We start from the raw sequence: 12,929 nt of genomic DNA, 5'->3' as shown, positions 1-12,929 counted from the left end.
CGCCCTGATTGCGCCCGAATTTAACGCGATTGGCACTGCGCCCCCGCAACATCATTCAAACGGCGGGACTTAAGACGGGAGAATTGGCATATGGCAGCAGTCAGTATTGCGTTCGCGGCGCCAGATCATGGCAAGGGACAGGTTCCCTCGCAACAGCGGCCGGTCGACCTTGTTCACCTGGCCAACCAGACGATGGGCGACAAGGCGCTTGAACTTGAAGTCCTGCAGATGTTCGCGCGCCAGGCGCGCGCCTGCCTGCACGACATGTCTTCCGGCGACGGCAAGGCGATCGTAGCAGCCGCCCACAAGCTTAAGGGTGCGGCAAGCGCCGTCGGCGCCTTCCGGGTACGCGATGCCGCCGAAGCGCTTGAAGGCAATTGCGGCGATGCCTCGAACATGGCCGCCGTCGGCGTCGCCGTCATCGAGGCGGAGAATTTCATCCTGAAGCTTTGCCGCTAGGCGGCAATGACGCCATCAGCTGTTCGATCATGGGACCCGTTGCACCATTGCGGAGCAGCGGGTCTTTTTATTGTTCCTGGCGTGGCGCAATCTGACAAGCGTGTCGCTTCCAAATCTGGAATGAAGAGCGCAAGGGCGGTCGTTGTTGACTGCCTCGCGTAATTGTTGGAAGTAAAAATCCAAACCCATCCCATTGATGATCACCGGAAAACACCATGCCCAAACTGACCATTGTCGCTTTCGACGGTACGCGCTTCGATCTTGATGTCGATCAGGGATCGACCGTCATGGAAAACGCCGTGCGCAACTCCGTGCCGGGCATCGAAGCCGAATGTGGCGGCGCCTGCGCTTGCGCGACCTGTCATGTCTACGTCGACGAGGAGTGGACCGAGCGCGTCGGTCCGCCCGAAGCGATGGAAGAAGACATGCTCGATTTCGCCTTCGACGTTCGCCCGACCTCGCGCCTCTCCTGTCAGATCCGCATGAAGGCGGCGCTGGACGGGCTGACCGTTCACGTGCCGGAGCGCCAGGCTTAATTCTCCGAAGCATAGTCCTTCCGAGGATGAACCGGCCAAAAAAAGCCTCGCTTGCCGATGTGACGAGCGAGGCGAGGTAGGCGCATTACCTACGGCCAAGGGAGGATCGACCGCGGCTTCGCAACGCGCCAGGAGAACCCAGAAAACGAAAGTCCCGGCTAACGGACCTGAACTTTCGAATGACTGAATATTAGCGCGTTGTGTTTCACAAATCTATGGTGAGAAATTACCATTCATTGGCTGGGGCCGTGCCGGTTTCGCACAATTTTCATTGCGCGGCTAAGGGTCAGCCGTCGATTCTCGCCGGAGAATCAGCTATTTTTCGCCGCCCGATGGTTTCAGACGGTTGTTGAGCAGGCGCAGCATGCGCTTCTGGAAGTTGACGGCCTCCACCTGATCGAATCGCGCCTGCAGTCGGTCATGCTCGGCAATTCCCCGCGTCGATACCTCCGTCACCAGCTCCTGCATGGCTTCGCAATTGGGCTGCGGCGGGAGCGCCAGGATCTTGCGTTCCATGTTGCGCGCCTGGGTTCGGGCGATCTCGGCATGGCGTTCCTCATGCCTCTTGATGTCGCTCGACAGCGTGTCCCAGATCATCGACAGCTCAGGGCTGGCGCCGCGACGATTGTTCCAGCGCGGCAGGATGATCTGCGTATGCACGGTCACGCGCGCGGTGCTGACGCGACAGCGGCCGTTTTCCTCGACATAGGTGGCGTCGCCGCCGAAACGGATCTTGGTGGCGCCGGGGTGGCGTGCAGACGAGCCGTTGGCCGTCGGGCCGCGCGTGCTCAGCTGCTCGTCCAGTTCGTCGGCGGTTTTGCCTTTGATGTTGAAATAGGAATAGCTCTTGGTGGCCACCACGGCAGCGCTTGCGGGATAGCCAGCAGACAGCGAGACGGAAATGGCGAGGAGGAGCGGCATATAACGCGACACGGACGGCATTCTGCAAATACTCATGTTGAAGTTTGCGGGAGCTTGGGGCATAGCCACCGCTAGCGCAATATGATGACGCTGTTTTTTCGATCGATAGGATGAATGCAGGTGGCAAAGCTTGGCAGCAGTTTCTGGCGCGTCGGGCACGGCCGTGAGATTGAGCTCGGCTCGACCGCGGTCATCATGGCGATCGTCAACGTCACGCCGGACTCGTTTTCCGACGGCGGTCGCTACGACAGCGTCGACAAGGCCGTTGCGCATGCGCTTGATGCGGTCGAGGCCGGTGCCGCTATTGTCGATATCGGCGGCGAATCCACGCGGCCGGATGCCGAGAGCGTCGATGCCCGCGAGGAGCAGGCGCGTGTGCTGCCCGTCATCGAGGCGCTGCGCGGCAAGACCGAGGCGCTGATTTCCATCGACACCTATCGCGCCGAGACTGCTCGCCTTACCGTTGAGGCCGGTGCGCATATCGTCAACGATGTCTTCGGGCTGCAGAAAGAGCCTGATATCGCCGATATCGCGGCCAGGACCGGCGCGGGGCTCTGCGTGATGCACACGGGCCGTGACCGCGACAAGCTGGATGATGTCATCGCTGATCAATTCCTGTTCCTGGAGCGGTCTCTCGAGATCGCCGGACGCGCCGGCGTGGCGCAGGACCGCATCGTTCTCGATCCCGGTTTCGGCTTTGCCAAGGATACGCAAGAGAATCTCGAACTGATGGCGCGTTGCGACGAGCTTCAGCGTCTCGGTTTTCCGATCCTGGCCGGCACGTCGCGCAAGCGGTTCGTCGGGGCGGTCACGGGCCGTGAGGCGGCCGATCGCGATGCCGGCACGGCGGCCACCAGCGTGCTTCTGAGACTGAAGGGCGCCGCGATTTTTCGGGTACACGATGTCGCAATCAACAGGGACGCACTTGCCGTGACTGATGCTATGCTGAAGGCACGCGACGCATTCGAGCGGAAGGGCACGTTATGAGCACCACCTACACCATCACCCTGCAGAACTGCGCCTTCTTCGCCCGCCACGGCGTTCACGACGAAGAGGAATTTCTGGGGCAGCGTTTCTTTGTCGATGCCGAGCTCGATGTCGTGACCGGCACCGCGCTGGAGACGGATTCGATCGACGATACCGTCAATTACGGCATCGCCTTCACCGTCATCGAGGAAATTGTCACCGGCAAGCGACGTTATCTCATCGAAGCCTTGGCGCTCGATATCGCCAAGGGGCTCTGTCAGAAATTCCCGCAGATCAAGCGGGCGAAGATCACGGTCCGCAAACCGAATGCGCCGGTTCCCGGCGTGCTTGATTTCGTCCAGGTGAGCGTCGAACATTTTGTCTGACATGGCTTTTGAGACCGCCACGCTTGGGCTTGGCGGCAATATCGGCGATCCCGTCCACTCCATGGCGCAGGCGCTCAAGGCGCTGGATGCGCGGGCGGATTGCCGCGTCGTCGCTGTCTCCCGGCTCTACCGCACGCCGCCATGGGGCAAGACGGACCAGTCGTTCTTCTTCAATTGCTGCGCCGAAGTGTCGACGTCGCTTCAGCCGGAAGCGTTGCTCGATGTCTGTCTCGACATAGAACGCGGCATGAAGCGGGAGCGCATCGAGCGTTGGGGGCCGCGCACGCTCGATATCGATGTGCTGACCTATGACGATATCAGCCAGGATGCGCCGAGGCTCGAGCTCCCGCATCCCCGGATGACCGATCGCGGCTTCGTGCTGATGCCGCTCGCCGACTTCGCGCCTGATCTGATCGTCAAGGGGGTCGCGGTGCGCGACTGGCTTGCTCGCGCCGACATCCAAGGGATCGAGGTTGCCGATCAGAGCATGGATTGGTGGCGTGACGCCTGAAACGAAAGAAGCGGCCATGCGGCCGCTTCGTCTTATGCTTCATTTGTCTCTATTGATTATTCGACCGAACCGACGGTCATTTCGTCGACCTGGCGCGACAAGGTCAGGCCGATCACGGGGATCATCTGGCTTTCGACCTTGACCGAAACGGTCACGTTCATCGTCTTGTCGTCGCGCACGCGGGCGATCATGGCGCCGTTGAGCTTGGCGCGGTTGAGACCGACGACAACAGTGTCTTCCGTGACAGTGCCGGAGACGACATCGAGACCCTTGCCGGCGGCGCCGTCGAGGAACTTGCCCTTGTAGCTGTTTCCAGACTGAGTGATCAGCGCGCTCATCGGCTGCTTGAAGACGCCGACGCGGCAGCTGCCGTCGAGCTTGACGCCGGTGCCGTCGGTGACGGGTTCGCCGATCAGGTTGCAGGTGAACTTGGTGCCCTTGTACTTGCCGGCGACGATTTCGCCCGGGCCTTTCCAGGAGCCTGCGACGGATTCAAAGAATGCCTTGTCACGCGTGGCGGCGGTGGCTGCTGGAGCCGTTTCGGCAAAAGGCGACAGGGCGATTGCCGCGAGACCGAAGAGATAGAGAAACTTGCGCGAGTACATGGATTTTCCTTGGCGAACCATATCGCTTAACTGGTGCCAAGTTTTGCCGAAAAATGGTTAATGCTTGGTTTCTAATGGGTCGAAAACGGCGCGTCTGCGGGCTTTTCGGTGCCGGACGCGCGCTGGCCTGTCTCACGTAAGCTATTGAATCACATCGGATTCCTGAAGTCTGTTGTCCGGAGCGAATGGTTTACGGATCTCGGCTCAATTCCGACCGTTGCTATCAGTCTTCGTCATCGATGGCGTGAGATCGCCGATGAAGTCACCGATTCCCGGACGCTTCAGGGCGCGGAACGCCAGCGGGCGGCAGAGGTCCATGGCGGCGATGCCGATGCGGGCGGTCATCAGGCCGTTGATCACGCCTTCGCCCAAGCGTGCCGAGAGCCTGGATGCCAGGCCGTGGCCGAGAACCTGCTGGACTAGGCTGTCGCCGACCGCGATCGAGCCGGTGACTGCGAGATGGGCCAACACGTCGCGCATCAGCCGCAGCATGCCGAAGGTGCCGGGCCGGCCGCCGTAGAGATCGGCCATGGCGCGGATGAGCTTCGCAGCCTCGTAGAGAACGTAGAGCAGGTCGACGATGGCGCGGGGGCTAACGGCGGTGACGACCGAGACGCGTTTGGAGGCGTTGAGGATGAGGCTGCGGGCCTGTCGGTCAAGCGGCGCAAGCAGTTCGCGCTCTGCGAGCGCCACCAGATGCGGCGCGTCGATGATATCGGTTTCCGCCGCCTTCAGCGTGGCGCGGCCGCGCGCGGTCTCCGGCTTGTTGGATAGCAGGTGCTCCAGGCTCTTGACGAGCGCGCGCGCCTTGGCGGGCTTGGTCTCGAGGATTGCCGCTTCCGCCTCGGCCTTGATCGTTTGCACCGCCGCCAGCCGCATCATGCCCGCCGTTTCCCTGACGACCATGGCGATCACAGCCAGGATACCGATGCCGACGGCGGCAAGCGCGGTGTAGCCTAACCAATCGGCGCGGCTGAAGAGGTTGCGGATCAGGCTGTCGGTCCAGAGCCCGAAGGCGAGCGAGAACAGCACGCCAAAAGCACCAAGCGCGATCTTGCCGAAGGAGGTGCCCCGTTTGCGGGGCTGGGCGACGGGCAGGGCCGGGACGTCCTTGTCGGGATTGATGAAGGGATCGTCCTCGTCTGGTGTCAGGGTGATCTCGCCCGAGAAGGCTGCCGGCTTGCGGGGCTCCGCTGTCGGCCGGCCGGCTTTGGTCTCCGGCTGCTCGCGCTCGTCCTCAAAGGCGAAGGCGGCCGGCGCGCGGCGCGGGGGTTGGTCGGCGGGCGGCTTGATCATGCGAGGCGATCTCCGAACAGAAACTGCATGGCCCGGTCGAGCCGGATATGCGGCACCGACAGCTTGATGCCGCCCCCGGTCTCCTCAAGGCTCGGCGGGCGAAAGCGGACCACGTTCACGTCGGGCAATTGCACATTCTCGTCGCCCGATTCAATGCTTGCAAACAGGGCGGAGGGGTCTTCGGGCAGGTCGCCAGGGAAGATCGCGGTCTTCCTGATGCCGTCGAAGGTTTCGCCTGAGATCGTCTCACCCTCGATCGGCGTTCCGACGATGACGGGCAGCTCGTGGCCGTCGCGCTTGACAGTCGCCTCACGTGTTGCCCGCACGGAGGCGAGCGCCATGACATCGATGCCGGCGCCCGCCATGCCGATGCGCTGGATGGCGCGATCGACAAGGCGGCGCGTCAGGGCGTCGAGACGGTGGTGGCTTTCATGATGCAGATGGTCCGCCTTGGTGGCGGCGACCAGAACGCGGTCGATGCGGCGGCCGAGCAGCGACGACAGCAGCGAGTTCGTGCCTGGGCGGAAGCAGGCGAGCACGTCCGTCAGTGCGCGCTCCAGGTCCTGCACGGCCTCGGGGCCGCGATTGATCGCCTGCAGCGCATCGACAAGGACGATCTGACGGTCGATGCGCGAGAAGTGCTCGCGGAAGAACGGCTTGACGACCACGGACTTGTAGGCCTCGTAGCGCCGTTCCATCATTGCCCAGAGTGATCCCTTTTCCGGCTTTCCCGTCGGCGGCAGCACCAGCGGCGCGAAGGTGAGCGCCGGCGAGCCGTCGAGATCGCCGGGCAGAAGGAAGCGTCCGGGCGGGAGCGTCGACAGGGAGCGCTCATCGGCCTTGCAGGCCTTGAGGTAATCGGCGAAGGCGGTGGCGAGTTCGCGGGCGCGCATTTCGTCCGCCCGGGCGGCGATGTCGCAATCGTCGGTCAACGCCAGCCATGGTCTGGAGAGTTCCGTGCGGATGCCTGTGCGGGCCAGTGCGATCGTCTCTTCGCTGAAAGTGCGGTAGTCCTTGGCCAGCAGGGGCAGGTCGAGCAGCCACTCGCCGGGATAGTCAACGATGTCTATCGAGAGCCTTCCCGGCGAGAAGAAACGGCTCCAGCCGCTGGCGCTCTGGTAGTCGATGGTCAGCCGCAGCTCGGAGATGGCGCGCGTGGAATCGGGCCATATGCGGTCTTTCACCAACGCCTTGATGTGATCCTCATACTGGAAGCGCGGCACGCTGTCGTCGGGTTGCTCTTCGAGCCGGACAGCGGAGACGCGGCCCGACTGGACGGCCTCGAACAGGGGCAGGCGGCCGCCATGCAGCAGGTTATGGACCAGCGAGGAAATGAAGACCGTCTTACCCGCCCGCGACAGGCCGGTGACGCCGAGGCGGATCGTCGGATTGACGAGGCCGGAGGCGCGGTCCGACAGGGTGTCGAAGGCGATGCGCGCGTCGTCGGTGAAGGATGTCATGCTTGGCGGCAAGGCGAAATTCCGATTGCTGGTAGACGCCATATAGGAACCGGCACGCCGAAGAAAAAGAAGGTTGCGCGCCTATCAGTCGATCATGAAGTCGATCAGGCGCCAGTTGTTGCGGCCCTGGTCGAAATCGAGCACGGCGAGACCACCCGGCGGAAAGCCGTTCGGCAGCGCCTGCGCCAGCAGCTGGTGGCCGATCAGCGCTTCGAGCGTCTGCTCGATGACGGGATTGTGGCCGACGAGCATCACGGCGCCCATGTCCTGTTGCGCGCCGAGGATATCGAGATAGATTTCGGGCGTCGCGTTATAAAGCGCGTCGACGAAGCGGACATCGAGGTTTTCGCCCATCGCGCGGTGTACGGCGTCGGCCGTCTGGCGGCAGCGTATGGCGGTAGAGCTGACGACAAGGTCGGGCTTGTAGCTTTTGTCGGCCGCGTTCTCGGCCAGGATTTCGGCTGCGGCATAACCGCGCTCGCTCAGCGGGCGGTCGAAATCGCTCTGACCGGGGGCGGGAAATGCCGCTTCGGCGTGTCTCAAAAGATAAATCCGGGAAGGCGGCGGCACGATTGCGGTCATCGGAGAGTCCCCGGTCGTTTGATCTATTTCAGTAGCGCCAGCCCGGTGTCTTCGTCAACCGGCGCGCGGAATCCAGTGGGCAAGTTGCACGGGCGCTGCTACTTCAGCTGGCAAGCTGAAACGGTGGCTTTGAAAAATAGTGACGTAAAAATAGCCTGTTAGCTCAAAATTGTGACAGATTTAAAAATGTGTTTACCTAGCGGATTGGGCTTGAATCGAACGCCGTGGTCGGGATATACAGCCGCCAGATGAGATGTTCTTCAGGAGAATCGCGTTGAGTGAGAAGATCGATCTTAGCAAATACGTGCCCTCGGAAGAGGAAGAGTTCATGAACGGTAACCAGCGCGCCTATTTCAGGGCGAAGCTGATTGCCTGGAAGAACGACATCCTCAGAGAGGCGCGCGAAACCCTCGAGCATCTTGCCGAGGAAAGCGCAAACCATCCGGATCTCGCCGACAGAGCGTCGTCCGAGACGGACAGAGCCATCGAGCTGCGCGCCCGTGACCGCCAGAGAAAGCTGATATCCAAGATCGACGCCGCACTGCAGCGTATTGAGGAAGGCACTTACGGCTATTGCGAGGAAACCGGTGAACCGATCGGCCTCAAGCGTCTCGACGCTCGCCCGATCGCAACGCTGTCCATCGAAGCGCAAGAACGCCACGAGCGTCGTGAGAAAGTCTACCGGGACGAATAATCCCGGTTACATCACAAACTAAAAAGGCACCGTCATCGCGCGGTGCCTTTTTTGTTTGCAGGAAAGGGGCGGCCGTTGCCGCCGCCGGTCATTTGTCGCGGTTGACGCTCATTTCGCCGAAAATACGGGCCACCTCGTTTTGAAGGGCGGCGTCGGCGCCGGTGATCGGCGCCATCTCGGGATCGCGGCGCGGCATGTTGGAGGGCGCGGGGCGAGCAGGCGCGTTCTGCACCGGCGGTGCATTGTGCATCGGCGCATTATGCGCTGCCATCGGGCGCTCAGCCGCCAGATTGCTCGTCATTTCCTCTTCGAGCACACGCTGGAAATCGCTGGGCTGGGCCGAGGGCGCCGGGCGAGCGACGGGCTGGAACGCGGCCGGCTGCGGCGTTGGCGCCTGTGGTGCCGGCGGATAGAGGTCGACGCGCTGCGGCGGCGTGGGCGGGCTCATCACCTGCGGCTCGATCCTCTGTGGGGTCAGGACGCGCTGGCGCGCAGAATCGAGAATATCGACGGCTTCGGCCGTTTCGATGGGCGCAGGCTCAGGCCGCGAGAATACCGGAGGCTGCGGGCGCGGTGCGACGGGTGCCGGCGCGATCGATACCGGTGCGACTGGCACGGCGACAGGGCGCGGCGCGGGTTCGATCTCGGGCTCGAAAACCTGATGCTGCGGAGCCGGCGGTGGCGCGATCGGTGGGGTGTCCAGGCGCTCGGCGCTTGGCGCGAACTCTTCGATCGGTGACAGGCCCCGCGTCGGAGCCGGTCGCGGTGCGGGTGGGACGATGACCGCTGGCTCAGGTTCTGCCACGGCTGCTGTCATTATGGGCGCTGCGGGCCGCTCGCTGGGGGCTGCAGGCTGTGGTGCTTCCGGGCGTGCCGGCTCGCTGATGGTCTCGACCTGCCCATCCGGCAGGATGCGGCTTTCGATGACGATATCGGAGGGACCGCCGATCATGATCAGATGTTCAACATCGTCGCGGCGCACCAGCACGAGGCGGCGGCGGGCGTCGACGGCGGCGGCGTCGAGAACCTGAAGGCGGGGCTGACGGTTGCGGCCGCCGCGAACGAAGGGCGAGGATGCCCGGTTGCGCATGATCCAGAGGACCGCGACGAGCAGCAGCAGGGCGATGGCCACACCGCCCGCGGCAATGATGAAGCGGCTGCCATAAGATTCCATGATGCCATCGAACATAGTCACGTACTCCTTTGCGGCGTTCAACCACATGACGACTTTTAAGCTTCCTAGACAAGGGGGAGGCGGCTTGTCCAGTCACCGAAAGGTGCGACGCAATGTCTGTGGAACGTCTCAATCTACATTTAACGGCAAAACTGGCGCTGTAGCTTGTGAATTCAATCACTCTTCATGGAGTGTGGTGTTTTTGGCGAGGCAGCAAATTGCTAAGAAGGAAGAGGCGCCTGATTCCTGCTTCGTCTGTTAGTCACGAATGAAGGCCGGCGGGCAATGCGAGGAAGTACATGACGAAATCCCGTCAGGCCGACAATTTTAGCGAACCGCTCGTGGACCGTGGAGGGCGCGCAGGAACCGCCGTGCGGATCCTGCTTCTGGCGCTGGTGCTGATCGGCGTCGCCGCCGCCTTCGTGGTGTTCAAGACCTCGCTCGACAACGAGATGGTGCTCGGCGTTCTCGGCGTGCTGGCCATGGTCGGCATCTTCTTCCTGGTGTCGTCGATCATCGGCTTCATCGAGGTGATGCCGCAGCGCCAGTCCGACAGCCTTGCCCGCGCCTTTCTCAACAGCCATCCCGACGGATCGCTGATCACCGACGAGAAAGGCCGTATCGTTTACGCCAATGCCGCTTACGGCGCGCTGACCGGCGCCCGCAAGCCGACAGAGGTGCAGACGCTGGAAGCGCTCCTGTCGCGCCACCGCGAATCCAACGAGGCGCTCTACCGGCTCTCCAACGGGCTGCGCGAGGGCCGCGAGGGGCGCGAGGAGTTCCGGCTGCTGCGCGCGCTGGGGCCATCGCTGAACGGATCCGGCGCCCATTGGTACCGGCTGAAGGCGCGTATTCTGCAGAGCGAAGAAAGCGGCGGCCGGCCGCTGCATATCTGGCAGATCAGCGACATCACGTCCGAGCGCGACGACCAGGAGCGGTTCTTCAAAGAGCTGCAGAACGCCATCGATTATCTCGACCACGCGCCTGCCGGCTTCTTTTCGGCGGGCCGCAAGGGCGAGATCTTCTATCTCAACGCGACGCTTGCAGAGTGGCTGGGGATCGACCTCACCAAGTTCATTCCCGGCTCGATGACGATCGGCGACATGGTGGCCGGCGAGGGGCTGGCGCTGATCCAGTCCGTGCAGGCCGATCCCGGTCTGCAGAAGACGGTGACGCTCGATCTCGACCTGAAGAAATCGAACGGCCAGGGCGTTCCGGTGCAGATCGTTCACAGCGTCACCTCGATGCGCGATGGGGCGCCCGGCGAAAGCCGCTCGATCGTTCTCACGCGGCGCGACAGCACGGCTGGCGATCAGTCGGCGTCGGCTGCATCGATGCGTTTCACGCGCTTCTTCAACAATACGCCGATGGCGATCGCTTCCGTCGATGGCGACGGCCGCATCCTCAGGACCAATGCGCCGTTCCTGAAACTCTTCTCCGGCATCGTGTCGCGCGATGACGTCGAGAACGGCGCGCTGTTCGAAACCATCGTGCAGGATGTCGACAAGCCGAGGCTTCAGGGCGCGCTTGCCGCCGCGAAGGACCGGCAGGGCGATATTCCTCCGCTTGATTCCAAGACGCAGGCCGACGACAACAGGCATTTCCGCTTCTACGTCAACGCCGTGATCGACCAGAGCGACGAGGCGCCTGAAGAGGCGGCGATCGTCTACGCTGTCGAGGTGACCGAGCAGAAGGCGCTCGAGGCGCAGATGGCGCAGACGCAGAAGATGAACGCGGTGGGCACGCTCGCCGGCGGTATCGCGCACGACTTCAACAACGTCCTCACCGCCATCCTGCTCTCATCCGACCATCTGCTGCTGCAGGCGCGGCCGGCCGATCCTGGTTTCGCGGATCTGATGGAAATCAAGCGTAACGCCAACCGCGCCGCCGTGCTGGTGCGCCAGCTGCTTGCGTTCTCGCGCAAGCAGACGATGCGGCCGAGCGTGCTCAATCTCACTGACGTCGTCGGCGATTTGAGAATGCTGGTCGACCGGCTGCTGTCGGGCACCAATGTCAAGCTCGATGTCGAATACGGGCGCGATCTCTGGCCCGTGAAAACCGACCTGTCGCAGTTCGAGCAGGTGCTGATCAACCTTTGCGTCAATGCGCGCGACGCGATGCCGGAGGGCGGCAAGCTGACCGTGCGGACGAAGAACGCGACGGCCGCAGAGGTCGCCGCTTTCAATTACTCCTACATGCCGCATGAGGACATGGTTCTCGTCGAGGTGTCGGACAACGGCACCGGCATCGCGCCTGAAATCATGGACAAGATCTTCGAGCCCTTCTTCACCACCAAGGAGGTGGGCAAGGGCACGGGTCTCGGGCTTGCCATGGTCTATGGCATCGTCAAGCAATCCGGTGGCTACATCCAGCCGGAATCGGAAGTCGGCAAGGGCACGACCTTCCGCGTCTTCCTGCCGCGCCATATCGTCGAGCCGGCGATCGCCGCCGAGGCCGATGCGGTCACCCCAAGCGCCGACAACGTCGTTGCCCTATCTCCGGCCAAGCCGGAGCAGCCGGAGGACCTGACGGGATCGGCCGTCATCCTGCTCGTCGAGGACGAGGAGGCGGTGCGTCGCGGCGGCAAGCGCATGCTGGAGACCCGCGGCTACACGGTTCACGAGGCGGGATCGGGTGTCGAGGCGCTCGACATCATGGACGAGCTCGACGGCAAGGTGGATATCGTCGTCTCCGACGTCGTCATGCCTGAAATGGACGGGCCGTCGCTGTTGCGTGAACTGCGCAAGAAATATCCGGATCTGAAGTTCATCTTCGTTTCGGGCTATGCCGAGGACGCATTCGCCCGCAACCTGCCGCCAGAGTCCAAGTTCGGCTTCCTGCCGAAGCCGTTCTCGCTGAAGCAGCTGGCTGTGGTGGTCAAGGAGACGCTTGAGGGGTGAGGTGAGGGCGCTGGCAGGCCTAAGGATGCTAATGTTTTTCCTGCGGTTTGCCGGGACGCGTTGTGCGGTTTGGCCCCCTCATCTGCCTGCCGGCATCTTCTCCCCGCGGGGGAGAAGAGACTTGTGGCGAGCTGTTTTGCTCCATCTCCCCTTCTCCCCCACGGGGAGCAACCATGTCTCATCCATTCACATATTTCGGCGTCCATTCGGTCTGCCTGGTGAGGATGGTGTTGGCGAGAATGACGAGTTTTCTGGCGACCGCGATGACCGCGCACAGGTGCTCCTTGCCGTTGCCGCGCAACCGCTTGTAGAAGGCCGCCAGATCCGGATTGTGCCGGCTGGCGGTGAAAGCGCACATGAACAGGCTCTTGCGCAGCCTTTCGCGACCGCCCTGGATCCTGCGCCTGCCGCGATGCTTGCCGCTGTCGTCATCATAGGG

14 protein-coding genes are annotated in these 12,929 nt (G+C 62.7%); 7 read left to right on the top strand and 7 right to left on the bottom strand.

Going from position 1 to position 12,929, the window contains the following annotated elements; genetic code table 11:
• The first annotated feature begins 90 nt into the window (after window positions 1-90).
• Together D460_RS0120930 and D460_RS0120925 are read left to right on the top strand one after the other, a co-directional pair.
• Window positions 91-459 (top strand): Hpt domain-containing protein, encoded by a 369-nt coding sequence (locus tag D460_RS0120930; protein WP_018900545.1) that lies wholly within the window; start codon window positions 91-93, stop codon window positions 457-459.
• Window positions 460-674: 215 nt separating this feature from the next.
• Entirely contained in the window at window positions 675-995 is a 321-nt protein-coding gene (locus tag D460_RS0120925; protein WP_018900544.1) for a 2Fe-2S iron-sulfur cluster-binding protein, read from the top strand.
• Window positions 996-1,310: 315 nt separating this feature from the next.
• On the opposite strand, the gene D460_RS0120920 is transcribed toward D460_RS0120925, so the two are convergent.
• On the bottom strand, window positions 1,311-1,937 hold the full coding sequence (locus D460_RS0120920; RefSeq protein WP_018900543.1) for a DUF922 domain-containing protein: 627 nt from the start codon (window positions 1,935-1,937) through the stop codon (window positions 1,311-1,313).
• Between the two features lie 93 nt (window positions 1,938-2,030).
• Here D460_RS0120920 and folP point away from each other — a divergent pair, with 93 nt between their 5' ends.
• The 3 genes from folP to folK are packed head-to-tail and all read left to right on the top strand — an operon-like array spanning window position 2,031 to window position 3,779.
• Window positions 2,031-2,903: a dihydropteroate synthase gene (gene folP, locus D460_RS0120915; protein ID WP_018900542.1), complete on the top strand. Its 873-nt coding sequence runs from the start codon at window positions 2,031-2,033 to the stop codon at window positions 2,901-2,903.
• The gene (gene folB, locus D460_RS0120910) at window positions 2,900-3,268 is read left to right on the top strand and encodes a dihydroneopterin aldolase (RefSeq protein WP_018900541.1); all 369 of its coding nucleotides are present in this window, start codon (window positions 2,900-2,902) and stop codon (window positions 3,266-3,268) included. The genes folP and folB overlap by 4 nt, the downstream gene beginning before the upstream one ends.
• On the top strand, window positions 3,261-3,779 hold the full coding sequence (gene folK / locus D460_RS0120905; RefSeq protein ID WP_026283360.1) for a 2-amino-4-hydroxy-6-hydroxymethyldihydropteridine diphosphokinase: 519 nt from the start codon (window positions 3,261-3,263) through the stop codon (window positions 3,777-3,779). Before folB ends, folK begins: the two co-directional genes overlap by 8 nt.
• A gap of 56 nt (window positions 3,780-3,835) precedes the next feature.
• On the opposite strand, the gene D460_RS0120900 is transcribed toward folK, so the two are convergent.
• The 4 genes from D460_RS0120900 to D460_RS0120885 form a co-directional block, all read right to left on the bottom strand.
• Window positions 3,836-4,384, bottom strand: coding sequence for a hypothetical protein (locus tag D460_RS0120900; protein ID WP_018900539.1), 549 nt, complete (start codon window positions 4,382-4,384; stop codon window positions 3,836-3,838).
• 204 nt (window positions 4,385-4,588) lie between these two features.
• Window positions 4,589-5,680, bottom strand: a complete 1,092-nt coding sequence (locus D460_RS0120895) for a TIGR01620 family protein (RefSeq protein WP_018900538.1) — start codon at window positions 5,678-5,680, stop codon at window positions 4,589-4,591.
• Window positions 5,677-7,152, bottom strand: coding sequence for a YcjX family protein (locus tag D460_RS0120890; protein WP_026283359.1), 1,476 nt, complete (start codon window positions 7,150-7,152; stop codon window positions 5,677-5,679). Before D460_RS0120890 ends, D460_RS0120895 begins: the two co-directional genes overlap by 4 nt.
• A 72-nt stretch (window positions 7,153-7,224) precedes the next feature.
• Complete coding sequence (locus D460_RS0120885; RefSeq protein ID WP_018900536.1) at window positions 7,225-7,722, bottom strand: histidine phosphatase family protein; 498 nt, start codon at window positions 7,720-7,722, stop codon at window positions 7,225-7,227.
• 274 nt (window positions 7,723-7,996) lie between these two features.
• On the opposite strand from D460_RS0120885, the gene dksA reads away from it, so the two are divergent.
• Window positions 7,997-8,416: an RNA polymerase-binding protein DksA gene (dksA, locus tag D460_RS0120880; protein WP_018900535.1), complete on the top strand. Its 420-nt coding sequence runs from the start codon at window positions 7,997-7,999 to the stop codon at window positions 8,414-8,416.
• Between the two features lie 88 nt (window positions 8,417-8,504).
• On the opposite strand, the gene D460_RS0120875 is transcribed toward dksA, so the two are convergent.
• Complete coding sequence (locus D460_RS0120875) at window positions 8,505-9,605, bottom strand: flagellar biosynthetic protein FliO (RefSeq protein ID WP_018900534.1); 1,101 nt, start codon at window positions 9,603-9,605, stop codon at window positions 8,505-8,507.
• A 284-nt stretch (window positions 9,606-9,889) separates the two neighbouring features.
• Between D460_RS0120875 and D460_RS0120870 the strand changes: the two genes are divergently transcribed.
• Window positions 9,890-12,490, top strand: a complete 2,601-nt coding sequence (locus tag D460_RS0120870; protein ID WP_018900533.1) for a PAS domain-containing sensor histidine kinase — start codon at window positions 9,890-9,892, stop codon at window positions 12,488-12,490.
• 178 nt (window positions 12,491-12,668) lie between these two features.
• Here D460_RS0120870 and D460_RS33435 read toward each other — a convergent pair.
• On the bottom strand, window positions 12,669-12,929 hold a 261-nt coding region (locus D460_RS33435), incomplete at its 5' end, for a transposase (protein WP_018900532.1).

It is taken from the genome of Rhizobium sp. 2MFCol3.1, assembly GCF_000377565.1.
Lineage (GTDB): Bacteria > Pseudomonadota > Alphaproteobacteria > Rhizobiales > Rhizobiaceae > Rhizobium.
Note: the sequence above shows the minus strand (reverse complement) of the source record. Positions and strands in the feature narration are given on the sequence as shown.

What these genes read in the sequence shown, in the direction of transcription:
- D460_RS0120930 (WP_018900545.1), top strand. Translation starts at nt 91, where the DNA reads ATGGCAGCAGTCAGTATTGCGTTCGCGGCGCCAGATCATGGCAAGGGA.
- D460_RS0120925 (WP_018900544.1), top strand. Translation starts at nt 675, where the DNA reads ATGCCCAAACTGACCATTGTCGCTTTCGACGGTACGCGCTTCGATCTT.
- D460_RS0120920 (WP_018900543.1), bottom strand. Translation starts at nt 1,937, where the DNA reads ATGCCGTCCGTGTCGCGTTATATGCCGCTCCTCCTCGCCATTTCCGTC.
- folP (WP_018900542.1), top strand. Translation starts at nt 2,031, where the DNA reads ATGCAGGTGGCAAAGCTTGGCAGCAGTTTCTGGCGCGTCGGGCACGGC.
- folB (WP_018900541.1), top strand. Translation starts at nt 2,900, where the DNA reads ATGAGCACCACCTACACCATCACCCTGCAGAACTGCGCCTTCTTCGCC.
- D460_RS0120900 (WP_018900539.1), bottom strand. Translation starts at nt 4,384, where the DNA reads ATGTACTCGCGCAAGTTTCTCTATCTCTTCGGTCTCGCGGCAATCGCC.
- D460_RS0120895 (WP_018900538.1), bottom strand. Translation starts at nt 5,680, where the DNA reads ATGATCAAGCCGCCCGCCGACCAACCCCCGCGCCGCGCGCCGGCCGCC.
- D460_RS0120885 (WP_018900536.1), bottom strand. Translation starts at nt 7,722, where the DNA reads ATGACCGCAATCGTGCCGCCGCCTTCCCGGATTTATCTTTTGAGACAC.
- D460_RS0120875 (WP_018900534.1), bottom strand. Translation starts at nt 9,605, where the DNA reads ATGTTCGATGGCATCATGGAATCTTATGGCAGCCGCTTCATCATTGCC.
- D460_RS0120870 (WP_018900533.1), top strand. Translation starts at nt 9,890, where the DNA reads ATGACGAAATCCCGTCAGGCCGACAATTTTAGCGAACCGCTCGTGGAC.